Source organism: Haloarcula regularis, from assembly GCF_029338315.1.
Lineage (GTDB): Archaea > Halobacteriota > Halobacteria > Halobacteriales > Haloarculaceae > Haloarcula > Haloarcula regularis.
Genome location: NZ_CP119794.1, coordinates 517,272 through 529,354, shown reverse-complemented (window position 1 = coordinate 529,354; position 12,083 = coordinate 517,272). Strand labels below are relative to the sequence as shown.

Annotated in this window: 8 protein-coding genes and 3 pseudogenes; 5 read left to right on the top strand and 6 right to left on the bottom strand. The window is 66.8% G+C overall.

Annotated elements, in window-relative coordinates; translation table 11 throughout:
• Positions 1-18: 18 nt before the first annotated feature.
• The 3 genes from P1N55_RS02820 to P1N55_RS02810 are packed head-to-tail and all read left to right on the top strand — an operon-like array spanning position 19 to position 2,639.
• Entirely contained in the window at positions 19-1,374 is a 1,356-nt protein-coding gene (locus P1N55_RS02820) for a phosphohexomutase domain-containing protein (RefSeq protein WP_276277491.1), read from the top strand.
• Positions 1,375-1,431: 57 nt separating this feature from the next.
• Positions 1,432-1,818: a cytidine deaminase gene (cdd, locus tag P1N55_RS02815; protein WP_276277490.1), complete on the top strand. Its 387-nt coding sequence runs from the start codon at positions 1,432-1,434 to the stop codon at positions 1,816-1,818.
• Entirely contained in the window at positions 1,815-2,639 is an 825-nt protein-coding gene (locus tag P1N55_RS02810) for a nucleoside phosphorylase (protein WP_276277489.1), read from the top strand. Before cdd ends, P1N55_RS02810 begins: the two co-directional genes overlap by 4 nt.
• Before the next feature lie 233 nt (positions 2,640-2,872).
• On the opposite strand, the pseudogene P1N55_RS02805 reads toward P1N55_RS02810, so the two are convergent.
• Positions 2,873-4,034, bottom strand: a pseudogene (locus tag P1N55_RS02805) (NAD(P)/FAD-dependent oxidoreductase).
• Between the two features lie 154 nt (positions 4,035-4,188).
• Positions 4,189-4,722: an HTH domain-containing protein gene (locus tag P1N55_RS02800; protein ID WP_276277488.1), complete on the bottom strand. Its 534-nt coding sequence runs from the start codon at positions 4,720-4,722 to the stop codon at positions 4,189-4,191.
• A 123-nt stretch (positions 4,723-4,845) separates the two neighbouring features.
• Between P1N55_RS02800 and P1N55_RS02795 the strand changes: the two genes are divergently transcribed.
• Positions 4,846-5,763 (top strand): NAD-dependent epimerase/dehydratase family protein, encoded by a 918-nt coding sequence (locus tag P1N55_RS02795; protein ID WP_276277487.1) that lies wholly within the window; start codon positions 4,846-4,848, stop codon positions 5,761-5,763.
• Positions 5,764-5,815: 52 nt separating this feature from the next.
• Complete coding sequence (gene rocF / locus P1N55_RS02790; RefSeq protein ID WP_276277486.1) at positions 5,816-6,730, top strand: arginase; 915 nt, start codon at positions 5,816-5,818, stop codon at positions 6,728-6,730.
• On the opposite strand, the gene P1N55_RS02785 is transcribed toward rocF, so the two are convergent.
• The 4 genes and pseudogenes from P1N55_RS02785 to gyrB all read right to left on the bottom strand — a co-directional run bounded on the left by P1N55_RS02785 (position 6,645) and on the right by gyrB (position 11,899).
• Entirely contained in the window at positions 6,645-7,214 is a 570-nt protein-coding gene (locus P1N55_RS02785) for a glycerophosphodiester phosphodiesterase (protein WP_276277485.1), read from the bottom strand. The two genes, rocF and P1N55_RS02785, sit on opposite strands and share 86 nt — an antisense overlap.
• Entirely contained in the window at positions 7,184-7,507 is a 324-nt protein-coding gene (locus P1N55_RS02780) for a glycerophosphodiester phosphodiesterase (protein ID WP_276277484.1), read from the bottom strand. The genes P1N55_RS02785 and P1N55_RS02780 overlap by 31 nt, the downstream gene beginning before the upstream one ends.
• Before the next feature lie 16 nt (positions 7,508-7,523).
• A pseudogene (gene gyrA, locus P1N55_RS02775) lies at positions 7,524-9,976 on the bottom strand (DNA gyrase subunit A).
• Positions 9,973-11,899: pseudogene (gene gyrB / locus P1N55_RS02770) on the bottom strand (DNA topoisomerase (ATP-hydrolyzing) subunit B). The pseudogenes gyrA and gyrB overlap by 4 nt, the downstream one beginning before the upstream one ends.
• Positions 11,900-12,083 lie beyond the last annotated feature (184 nt).

Here is a 12,083-nt window from a genome sequence, read left to right as displayed (position 1 = left end):
CCTCACGGAACGCACCGTATGGAGCTGTTCGGGACGGCCGGCATCAGAGGCCCCGTGGACGCCGACGTCACGCCAGAACGGGCACTGGCGGTTGGGCGGGCCGCTGGCCGGGACGGCAAGACGTTCGTGGTGGGGTACGACGGTCGCGTCACCTCCCCCGCGCTCGCCGACGCGGTAGCCGCCGGTCTCGAGAGCGCCGGCGCACGGGTGGTCGAACTCGGACGCGTGCCGACGCCGGCGCTCGCCTACGCCTCGCAGGGCCGGCGCGGCGTCATGGTGACCGCGAGTCACAACCCCCCGACGGACAACGGCCTCAAACTGTTCGTCGACGGCGTCGAGTACCACAGCGACGCCGAGCGACGCATCGAGGACCGCGTCGCCGCCGACGCGGCCACAGCATCGTGGGACCAGTGGGGCGCCTCTGACAACGAGGCCGTCCTGCCGGCCTACCGGGCGGCGGTGGCCGAGTACGCCCGCACGCTGGGGACCGACCCGTCGGCACTGACCGTCGCCGTCGACTGTGGCAACGGCGTGGCCGGCGTCGCCACGCCCCAGGTCCTCCGGGAACTGGGCGCGAACGTCGTGGCGACGGAGGCGAACGTCGACGGGCACTTTCCGGCCCGCGAGAGCAAACCGACGGCCGAGTCCCTCGCGGCCCTCCGGTCGTTCGTGCGAGATACCGACGTCGACCTGGGCATCGGTCACGACGGCGACGGCGACAGACTCGTGATCCTCGACGCCGAGGGCGAGGTCGTCCACGAGGACACCATCGTCGCGATGCTGGCCGAGGAGTACACCGCCCGCTCGAGTGCAGACGATCCGGTCGTCGTCACCACGCCCAACGCCTCGGGCCGTATCGACCAGCGCGTCGAGGCGGCCGGCGGCCGCGTCGAACGCGTCCGCCTGGGCGCCCTCCACGAGGGTATCGCCGCCGTTCGCGCCGACGCCGGCCGGGACACTGACGTGGTCTTCGCCGCCGAACCGTGGAAGCACGTCCACCCGGCGTTCGGTGGCTGGATAGACGCCGTCGCCAGCGCGGCTGTCCTCGCACGACTCTTCGCGGCGACACCGCTCTCGGAGCGCCGTGCCGTCGTGGACGAACGGCCCTACCGGAAGCTGAGCGTCCCGTGTCCGGCGGCGGCCAAGGTCGACGCGATGGAGACGCTCGGCGAGTCCCTTCCCGCGACCTTCCCCGACGGGGTGGTGTCGACCGACCACGGTGTCCGCCTCTCGTTCGACGACGGGGCCTGGGTGCTCGTCCGCCCGAGCGGCACGGAACCGTACGTCCGCGTCTACGCGGAGAGCGAATCCGTCGACGACCTTGTCGACCAGGTGGAATCGCTGGTGCAGACCGCTGTCGACGACGCGAGGTAGGGTCCGTGCCAGTTCACCCGGCGGTGGGTATTTCACCCGGCCAGTCCACCCGTGACCATGGACGACCTCATGCAGGCCGCGCGGGACGCAATCGACGCGTCCTACGCGCCCTACTCCGAGTACCGTGTCGGTGCCGCCATCGAGACGGCCGACGGCACTGTCTATACCGGCTGTAACGTCGAGAACGCGAACTACAGCAACAGCCTCCACGCCGAGGAACTCGCCATCGGGTCGGCCATCCGCGACGGCCACACCGAGTTCTCGCGACTGGCTGTCTCCTCTGCCGCTCGGGACGGCGTGACACCGTGTGGGATGTGTCGCCAGACGCTCGCGGAGTTCTGTGACGACTCGTTCCCCATCGTCACCGACGGCGACGACGGGACGGAGTACACGCTGGGGGAGCTCCTGCCGGCGACCATCTCGCCCGAGCACCTGGGCAAATGACCGGCGACAGCGAGGACCCCAGCGACGGGGTCCAGTACCACCTGGCAGTCGGTCCCGGCGACGTCGCCGACACCGTCCTGCTCCCCGGGAACCCCGAGCGCGTCGAAAAGGTGGTCGAGGGCTGGGACGACCACGACGTCGTCGGCGACCACCGCGAGTACCGCACCGCGACCGGCACCCACGAAGGGGCGCCGCTCTCGGTGACCTCCACCGGCATCGGGTCGCCCTCGGCAGCCATCGCCGTCGAGGAACTGGCCCGCGTCGGCGCGGAGACGCTCCTCAGAGTCGGGTCCTGTGGCGCCATCCGTGAGGAAGCAAGCGTCGGTGACCTCGTCATCACGACCGCCGCCGTCCGTCAGGAAGGCACCAGCAAGGAGTACGTCCGCGAGGACTACCCGGCGAGCGCGGACCACCGCGTCGTCTCGGCACTCGTCGCTGCCGCCGAGGAACTGGGCTACGACTACCACCTGGGCGTGACCTGCTCGACGGACAGCTTCTACCCCGGCCAGTCACGCCCGGGCTTCGACGGGTTCGAGGCCCGCGGAAGCGAGGAGAACCTGGAGGAGCTCCGACAGGCCGGCGTCCTGAACTTCGAGATGGAAGCTGCCGCCATCCTCACGCTCGCCAGCATCTACGGCCTCCGGGCCGGCGCGGTCTGTACCGTCTACGCCAACCGCGTCACGGGCGAGTTCCGGACCGAGGGCGAACGGAAAGCCGCCAAGTGCGCCAGCCTCGCGGTGACCTACCTCGAGCGGATGGACGAAGCGGTCGAGGCAAGCGACAGCGACCACTGGCACGCCGGGCTCTCGATAGAGCGATAGCGAGGCTGGGGCCAGGAGTGCGCTCCGTCGCATGATTCGGGGAAGGGCAGGCTCTCGGATACGGATCGGAATTGATATCGTGAGTAGTTGCATCCGGCGCCGAAGGCGCCGGTTCACCCGCAGCGCGCGGACTGCCGCGCGGCGACGCCGCGCGAAAGGAGCACGCAGCGATTTTTCCCCAAGTTTTTGCACGACTGAGGGCGCGAAGCGCCCGAAGGAGTTGCAAAGTGGGTTTACATATCCGGCCACGCCTTCGCGGCGCGACCGATGCCGGTGACGTCGGCGATCCAGCGGGTGGCGATGCCCTTCTTGAGAATCTTGGCCGGGAGGCCACCGAAGGTCGAGATGGGCACGCCCATCACGTCGTGGGCGACGGCCTTCTCGCCGACGGAGATGACGGTCCCCTTGTCCTTGTGGGTCCAGGTGGTCAGGGGCTGGCCGCGGACGGCGCGGGCGAGGTTCTCGCCGGCGACCTCGGCGGCCTGCCAGGCGGCCTGGGCCGTCGGCGGCGCCGGCTGTTCGCCGGGCTGGTCGATGAGGGCACAGTCGCCGATAGCGAAGACGCGCTCGTCGTCGGTCTGGAAGTCGCTCTCCGTGTGGATCCGGTGGTTGCGTTCGTCCTTGTCGACGGCGACGTCACGGATGGCGTCGCGACCGGTGATGCCGCCGGTCCAGACGAGGACGTCGTAGTCGAGTTCCTCGTCGTCACCGATGTAGACGGTCTCGTCGTCGACTTCGCCGATGAACTCGCCGCACATGATCTCGACCTCGCGCTCGACGAGGCGCTTGCGGAGCGAGCCCTGCAGTTCGGGGTCGTTGCCCGGGAAGATCTCGTCGAGCCCCTCGACGAGGTGAATCTCGATGGGGGCGTTGTGCATGTCACGGAACTCCGCGACCTCACCGGCGGTCTGGATGCCAGAGAGGCCCGCGCCGCCGATGACGACCTGGGCGGGGTCGTTCTGCGTGGCCTCGCGCGCGGCGTCCTGGATGGCCTCGTGGATGCCCAGCGCGTCGTCGAGACTCTTGAGCGTGTGGGCGTACTTCTCGAGGCCCTCGATGCCGAAAGGCCGTCTGGGAGCCGAGACAGACGAGGAGATAGTCGTAGTCGACGGCGTCGTTGTCGGCGAGTTCGACGACGCGCTCGTCGGTGTCGATGTCGACGACCTCGTCCTGGATGAACGACGTCGTCGGTTGCTTTATCTCGTGGACCGGGATCGTGATCTTGTCCTGGACGGACGGGTCGCGGATACAGCGGTGGGATTCGTGGAGAACGAGGTGGTAGTCCGTCTCCGAGATCCAAGTCAGGTCCGCATCACCGTTCAACTCGTCTTCGAAGCTCTTGACGGCGCCTGCACCGGCGTAGCCAGCACCGAGCACGACGACCTTATCAGTCATATCTCACCTTGAGAAGTGGGGTGATACAAAGGCTTTGAAACGTCTGCGAGAGTACCGTCTTCCCGCGATAATAATCATGTGAGATGGCGGTCGGCGTCGGCACTGGTCGGCGAGAGGGGAAACAGAGCGACCGAAGAAAGAAATCGCGACCGGACTAGTGCTCGGGTTCGCCCGCCGGTGCTCGCATGTCGTCGATGGTCAGGATGAGCTTGTTGTTGGTGTCGTCCTTTCCTTCGACGGTCCCGATGATCTGGAGTTTCGACAGCGGGGTCGGGCCCACCGTGACGGAGTCGCCCTCGTGGAACCCCGAGATCGAGCCCTGCAGCTGGATCTCGGCGCGACACTCCTCGGGGTGGTGGACGCTGGTGAGATCGATCTCCTCGACGTTCGAGTGCTCGACGAGGTCGCCGTTGTGTCGGAGGGGGACCTCCGCGGCCTGTTCCATGTCCTGTATCTGGAGGGCGTCGTAGGCCGTCGCGGTCGGCTTGTAGCCACCCTTCGGTCCGGGTACGCCCTCGACGAGCTGGAGGGCTTTGAGGCTCTGCATCTGGTTTCGGATGGTCCCGGGATTGCGGTCGACCTCGGCGGCGATGTCCTCGCCCTTGACGGCGGACTCGCTCTCCCGGTATAAGTTTACCAATTCCTGGAGGATGTTCTTCTGACTCGGAGTCAATTCGATTGATGACATATTGCCTCGTTCGGTGTAGCTGTCCTTAAACCCGGCGGTGAACATCATCAACAATCGCCGCTGTCCGGCAGCTTTCGTGCGGAAAACGACACCACTATGACGCCTGCTCGTGGGTGACTATCCATGAACGGCAATCGCGTGCTGGTGACCGGCGGCGGCGGGTTCATCGGGTCGAATCTGGCCAACGCGCTGGCCGAGGACAACGAGGTCGTCGCGTTAGACGATGGCTACCTCGGGACACCGGCGAACCTCGACGAAGACGTCGAATACGTCGAGGGGAGCGTGGTCGACGACGACCTCCCGACCGACGTCGACGTCGTCTTCCACCTCGCGGCGCTGTCCTCGTACGCGATGCACGAGGACGACCCGACGCGCGGGGCCCGAGTCAACGTCGAGGGGTTCGTCAACACCGTCGAACAGTCCCGCGACGACGGGTGTGAGACGGTCGTCTACGCGTCGACGTCCTCTATCTACGGCAGTCGGACCGAACCCTCCCCGGAGTCGATGGACGTCACGGTCAACACGGGGTACGAGGCCTCGAAGATGGCCCGCGAGACGTACGCCGAGTACTTCCAGAACCACTACGACCTCTCGCTTGCTGGCATGCGCTTCTTCTCGGTCTACCAGGGCTACGGCGGCGCCGAGGAACACAAGGGCGAATACGCGAACGTCATCGCCCAGTTCGCCGACGACATCGCGAACGGCGAGTCGCCGGTGCTGTACGGCGACGGCACCCAGACCCGGGACTTCACTCACGTCGACGACATCGTCCGCGGACTGGTGCAGGCGGCCGAACACGAACTGGACGGTATCTACAACCTCGGGACCGGCGAGGCCTACGACTTCCTCACCGTCGTCGAGATGATAAACGACGAACTGGGCACCGACGTCGGCCCCGAGTTCGTCGAGAACCCGATCCCCGACGACGTCTACGTCCACGACACCTGTGCCGACGCCTCGAAGATGCGGGAGGCCACCGGATGGGAACCCCAGATATCGTTCGAGGAAGGCATCGAGCGCGTCTGCGAGCAGTACACCTGAGTGCTATCGAAGGAGCACCGGGCTTTTTCTCGCCGCCCCGAGAACTCGGTGTATGCAGTCGAACGTCCGTATCCTGGGTGTGCCGATGGATCTCGGCGCCGACCGTCGTGGCGTCGACATGGGACCCTCCGCCATCCGGTACGGCGGGCTCGCCGGCCAGCTCGAGCGCCTCGGATACGACTGCGTCGACGGCGGCGACATCGCCGTCCCCAACCCCGAGGAACGCGACCCGGATTCGGCGGTTTTCGAACGCGGTCGTGCGAAGTACTTCGAAGCGACCCGCGACGTCTGTGCCGACGTCAGGACGGCTGTCGAGGCCACCGTCGCGGACGACGAGTTCCCGCTGGTGCTTGGCGGCGACCACTCCATCGCCATCGGCACCGTCGCCGGGGCGGCGCGGCCCGACGAGGAGGTCGGCGTCGTCTGGTTCGACGCCCACGGCGACTTCAACACGCCCGCCACCTCGCCCAGCGGGAACACACACGGGATGTCGCTCGCGGCCATCCTGGGGAGAGGCGAGTTCGCCGACCACGACTGGGCACCGACGCCGGCGGTCAGCGAGGAGAACGTCGTGCTGGTCGGCCTCCGGGACGTCGACGACGGGGAACGCCGCCTCATCAACGAGAGCGAGGTCACCGCCTACACCATGTCGGATATCGACACGCGGAGCGCCCCCGCCGTCGTCGAGGAGGCGCTCGACGTCGCGACCGAGGGTACCGACGCCATCCACGTGTCACTCGACATGGACTGGCTCGACCCTACCGAGGCGCCGGGCGTGGGGACGCCGGTCCGCGGCGGCGTCTCCTACCGCGAGGCCCACGTCGCCATGGAGTCCGTCGCCGACAGGCGCGAGTCGCTGCGCTCGATGGAGCTGGTCGAGGTCAACCCCATCCTCGACGACCACAACCGAACGGCGGAACTGGCCTGTGAGCTGGTCGCCAGCGCGTTCGGCAAGCGGACCCTCTAACCGGTGGTGTAGCGGTGGAGGTCCGGGTAATCGTCGATGATTCCGTCGGCCCCGCCGCGAGCGCCCGGCGGGCGTCCTGCCAGTCCCGGACCGTCCAGACGTTGACGGCCGTTCCGAGCGCCGCAGTCAGATCCACCAGTTCCGGATGGTCGACCTGCGCGAGTGGCACGTGGAGCGCGTCGACGTCGTAGCGCCGAGCGACCGTCGCCCCGGCCTTCCAGTCCCGCCGGCCGAACAGCGCGGCGAGACGGGCGTTTGGCCGGCGTGCCCGGACTGCCGCGAGCGCACCCTCGCAGAACGAGGAGAACAGGACCTCGGTCTCGCACTCGTCGGCCATGGACAGCACACGTTCGACGAAGGGCGTCCATCGCTCGCGGGCCGCCACCCGATCCTGTCCCGATAGCGCCTCGAACGGCCGGATGGCCGTCGTGCCGGGATTTTTCAGCTCGACGTTCAGGCCGACGTCTGAAGGGCGTGCCGCCACGACGTCGGCGAGCGTGGGGACTCGCTGGTCGGTTCCGAGGACACGCGCCCCGTGACGACGTCCGTCGGCCGGTCCCAGACCAGACCCTCGCAGTCGGTGACACCCCTGCTCTCGTCGGTGTCGCCGAGGTGGTTGTCGTGGAAGACGACGACGTCGCCGTCCCCAGTCGGCATCACATCCACTTCGACCACGTCCGCTCCGCAGTCGGCGGCGCCACGGACAGCGGCGACGGTGTTCTCGGGGAAATGGCCGGCAAACCCTCGGTGTGCGATGGTCGTCGGGGGGTCTGCCATCGGAACGGGTCGGTACTCAGGCCCCGTCGTCCACGGCGGGGACGACGGTCACGCTCGCGACGTGGTCGCCCGCCTCCAGGCCCATGATGGTGACGCCCTTGGTGTTTCGGCCGACCTGCGAGACGTCGCCGGCCCGGATGCGCATTATCTGCCCCGCTTCGGACATGATGACGAGGTGGTCGTCCTCGGTGACGGCCTTCGCCGTCGCGACGGGACCGTTTCGCTCGTCGGTCTTGATGTCGATGAGGCCCTTGCCGTACCGGGACTGGCGCCGGTACTCCGCGAGTTTCGTCCGCTTCCCGTAGCCGTTCCGGGTGACTGTCAGCAGCGCGCGCTCGTCGGCGTCGTCGGTGGCGACCATCGCGGCGACCCGGTCGTCGTCCCGGAGGTCGATGGCACGGACGCCGCGTGCCGACCGCCCCATCTCGCGGACCTCGTTCTCGTCGAAGCGGATGGTCATCCCGTGCTCGCTGGCGACGACGAGGTCCTTCGTCCCGTCGGTCACCTCGACGTCGATGAGCGCGTCGCCGTCCTCGAGTTTCGCGGCGCGGATACCGGTGGTGAGGATGTTTTCGAAGTCCGCCGCACAGGTCCGCTTGACGTAGCCGTGGCGCGTGACCATCGTGATACACTCGTCGGCCTCGAAGTCGTCGGTGGAGACGACGGCGGTTATCTCCTCGCCGTCGTCCAGGTCGATTACGTTGACCGCCGACTTCCCGCGGGCGGTCCGGGACATCTCGGGGACCTCGTAGGTCTTCAGCCGGTAGACCTGGCCCTGGTTGGTGAAACAGAGCAGGTAGTCGTGGCTGTTGGCCCGGAAGACCTTCGAGACCCGGTCGCCCTCCTTGGGGTCCGAGCCGATGATGCCCTTGCCGCCCCGACCCTGGGGGTCGAAGGCGTCGACGGGCATGCGCTTGATGTAGTCGTCCTCGGTGATGACGACGACGCAGTCCTCCTCGGGGATGAGGTCCTCGTGGGTGACCTGGCCCTCGTCCTCGACGATGGAGGTGCGTCGGTCGTCGTCGTACTCGGCTTTCATCTCCTGAAGTTCGTCGACGATGACGCCGTCCAGCTTGGCGCGGCTGTCCAGCACCGACTCGAGATACTCGATGGTCGCCTGGACCTCCTCGTACTCCTCCTCGATTTCGGCAGTCTCCATCGAAGTCAGCGAGCCGAGTTGCATCCGGACGATGTGGGCCGCCTGGTCCTCCGAGAAGTCGAACTCCTCGTGGAGGCCCGCGCGGGCGGCGTCCCGGTCCTCGCTGTTGCGGATGAGCTCGACCACGTCGTCGACGTTCTCTAAGGCCTTCAGCCGCCCTTCGAGGATGTGGGCGCGGTCCTCGGCCTCGGCAAGGTCGTGTTCGGAACGCCGGCGGACCACCTCGCGGCGGTGGTCGATATAGTGCTGGAGCGTCTCTTTCAGCGAGAGTACCTTCGGCTGCCCGTCGACCAGCGAGAGGTTGATGACGCCGAACGTCGACTCGAGGTGGTGGTCGAGCAGGCGGTTCTCGACCACGTCGATGTTCGCCCCGCGCTTGAGTTCGACGACGATGCGGACGCCGTTCCGGTCGGACTCGTCCCGGAGGTCTGCGATCCCCTCGATCTTGCCCTCGTTGACGTCGTCGGCGATGCGCTCGACGATGCGGGCCTTGTTTTCCTGGTAGGGGAGCTCCGAGATGACGATGCGTCCGTCCTCGCGGTCGACCTCGTACTCGGCGCGGACCCGGAGGCGACCGCGGCCGGTCGTGTACGCCGAGTAGATGGCGTCGCGGCCGACGATGTTGCCGCCGGTGGGGAAGTCCGGTCCCTTGATGTGGTCCATCAGGTCCTCGACGGTGGCGTCGGGGTCCTCGATGAGCGCGACGGTGGCGTCGACGAGTTCACCCAGGTTGTGGGGCGGGATGTTCGTCGACATCCCGACGGCGATGCCCGACGAGCCGTTCAGCAGGAGGCTCGGGACCTTCGCGGGCAGGACGTCGGGTTCCTGCAGGCGGTCGTCGTAGTTGCTCGAGAAGTCGACGGTATCTTTCTCGATGTCTTCGAGCAGTTCCTCGGCGATGGGGGCCATGCGGGCCTCCGTGTACCGCATCGCCGCGGGCGGGTCGCCGTCCATCGACCCGAAGTTCCCCTGGCCGTCGACCAGCGGGTAGCGCATCGAGAAGTCCTGGGCCATCCGGACCAGCGTGTCGTAGATGGCGCTGTCGCCGTGGGGTGGTAGTCACCCATCGTCTCGCCGACGATGGAGGAGGACTTCCGGTGGCTCGATCCCGACGTGATGCCCATCTCGTGCATCGCGTAGAGGATACGCCGGTGGACGGGCTTGAGGCCGTCACGGACGTCCGGGAGCGCCCGCCCCGCGATGACCGACATCGCGTAGTCGATGTAGGACTGCTCCATCTCGTCCTCGATGCGGACGTGTTTGATGCGCTGTGCCGGCGGCGTCGCGTCGTCTGATGCGTCCGAACTCATATGTCGACCCACTCCGCTTCCGGGGAGTGTTCCTTGATGAACTCCTTGCGCGGTTCGACGGCGTCGCCCATCAGGATGTTGAACATCCGGTCGGCGGCCGCCGCGTCCTCGATGGTGATCTGTTTTAAGATGCGGTTCTCCGGGTCCATCGTCGTCTCCCAGAGCTGGTCGGGGTTCATCTCGCCCAGGCCCTTGAACCGCTGGACCTGCGTCGGGTTCCCGTCGCACTTCTCCTCGACGATCTGGTCCCGCTCAGCCTCCGTCATCGCGTCGTACGTCTCGCCGCGATAGCGGATGCGATAAAGCGGCGGCTGGGAGGCGTAGACGTAGCCGGCCTCGATGAGCGGCTTCATGTGCCGGTAGAGCAGCGTCAACAGGAGCGTCCGGATGTGGGCCCCGTCGACGTCGGCGTCGGTCATCATGATGATCTTCTCGTACCGGAGGTCCTCGATGTCGAACTCGTCGCCGATACCGGTGCCCAGCGCGGTGATGAGGTTGCGGATCTCATTGTTCTCTAAGATGCGGTCCAGGCGGTGTTTCTCGACGTTCAGGATCTTGCCCTTGATGGGAAGGATGGCCTGGAACTCGGGGTTCCGACCCTGTTTGGCGCTGCCGCCTGCGGAGTCGCCCTCCACGACGAACAGTTCCGCTTCGCTCGGATCGCGGGTCTGGCAGTCGGCCAGTTTCCCCGGCAGGGCCGTCGAGTCCAGCGCCGACTTGCGCCGAGTCAGCTCTTCGGCCTTCTTTGCGGCTTTTCGGGCCTTCGCGGCCTCGACAGCCTTGCCGACGATGGCCTCGGCGGTGTCGGGGTTCTCCTCGAAGAACGTCGCAAGGCCGTCGTGCATCGCCGATTCGACGACGCCGCGGACCTCGCTGTTGCCGAGCTTGGTCTTGGTCTGGCCTTCGAACTGCGGGTCGGGGTGTTTCACCGAGATGACCGCAGTCAGGCCCTCGCGGATGTCGTCCCTTCAGCGTGTCGTCTAAGTCCTTCAGGAGGCCGTTGTCGGTCGCGTAGTCGTTGACCACGCGCGTGAGTGCGGTCTTGAAGCCGGTGAGGTGGGACCCGCCTTCGCGGGTGTTGATGTTGTTCGCGAAGGCATGTATCGAGCCCTGCAGGTCGGCGGTGCCCTGCATGGCGATCTCGACCTGGACGACCCCGTCTCCGATGTCCTCCTCGTCCTCGAAGTAGATGACGTCGGGGTGCAGGGGCTCTTTGGTCTCGTTCAGGTACTCGACGAACTCCCGAATCCCGCCTTCGTACTCGAATGTCGTGGTGTCGCCGTCGCGTTCGTCGACCAGCGAGATGGCGACGCCGGAGTTGAGGAAGGCCAGCTCGCGCAGGCGCGACTCGAGCGTCGAGAAGACGAACTCGCCGGTCTCGAAGATCTCGTCGTCGGGCCAGAACCGGACCGTCGTCCCGGTCTCCTCTCCGGGTTTCAGGTCGCGGACCCGTTCGAGTTCAGTCTCGGGTTCGCCGTGGTCGAAGCGTTGCTTCCAGACCGCGCCGTCGCGCTTGATCTCGACCTCGAGCCACTTCGAGAGCGCGTTGACGACGCTCACGCCGACCCCGTGGAGGCCACCGGAGACCTGGTAGGATTTGTTGTCGAACTTCCCGCCCGCGTGGAGGATGGTCATCACCACTTCGACGGCCGGGACGCCGTGCTCTTCCTGTATGTCGACGGGGATGCCGCGGCCGTCGTCGCTGACGGAGACCGAGCCGTCGTCGTGAATCGTCACGCCGATGGTGTCACAGTACCCCGCCAGCGCCTCGTCGATGGCGTTGTCGACGACCTCGTAGACGAGATGGTGGAGCCCCCTCGCGTCGGTCGAGCCAATATACATCGCGGGCCGTTTCCGGACGGCCTCGAGCCCCTCGAGGGTCTGGATAGACTTTGCGCCGTACTCATCAGACTCACCTGACATAGGAACTTACGAGGTCTAGTAGCGGGGGGGAATATAAAATCCCCGCACGCGCGTGCGGGAGCCGTCGGATTTCTCCGTCAAGAACTGCTCACACGGCCCAGATTCCCGTCGTCCGGGACGCCGATTCACCCCTGCCGTGGACGGTCGCTCTGGTCGTCTCCCCGACGGAGTGTCGACCCCGGGT

Coding starts and splice junctions, on each gene's coding strand:
- cdd (WP_276277490.1), top strand. CDS start 1,432: ATGGACGACCTCATGCAGGCCGCGCGGGACGCAATCGACGCGTCCTAC.
- P1N55_RS02810 (WP_276277489.1), top strand. CDS start 1,815: ATGACCGGCGACAGCGAGGACCCCAGCGACGGGGTCCAGTACCACCTG.
- P1N55_RS02800 (WP_276277488.1), bottom strand. CDS start 4,722: ATGTCATCAATCGAATTGACTCCGAGTCAGAAGAACATCCTCCAGGAA.
- P1N55_RS02795 (WP_276277487.1), top strand. CDS start 4,846: ATGAACGGCAATCGCGTGCTGGTGACCGGCGGCGGCGGGTTCATCGGG.
- P1N55_RS02820 (WP_276277491.1), top strand. CDS start 19: ATGGAGCTGTTCGGGACGGCCGGCATCAGAGGCCCCGTGGACGCCGAC.
- P1N55_RS02780 (WP_276277484.1), bottom strand. CDS start 7,507: ATGGCAGACCCCCCGACGACCATCGCACACCGAGGGTTTGCCGGCCAT.
- rocF (WP_276277486.1), top strand. CDS start 5,816: ATGCAGTCGAACGTCCGTATCCTGGGTGTGCCGATGGATCTCGGCGCC.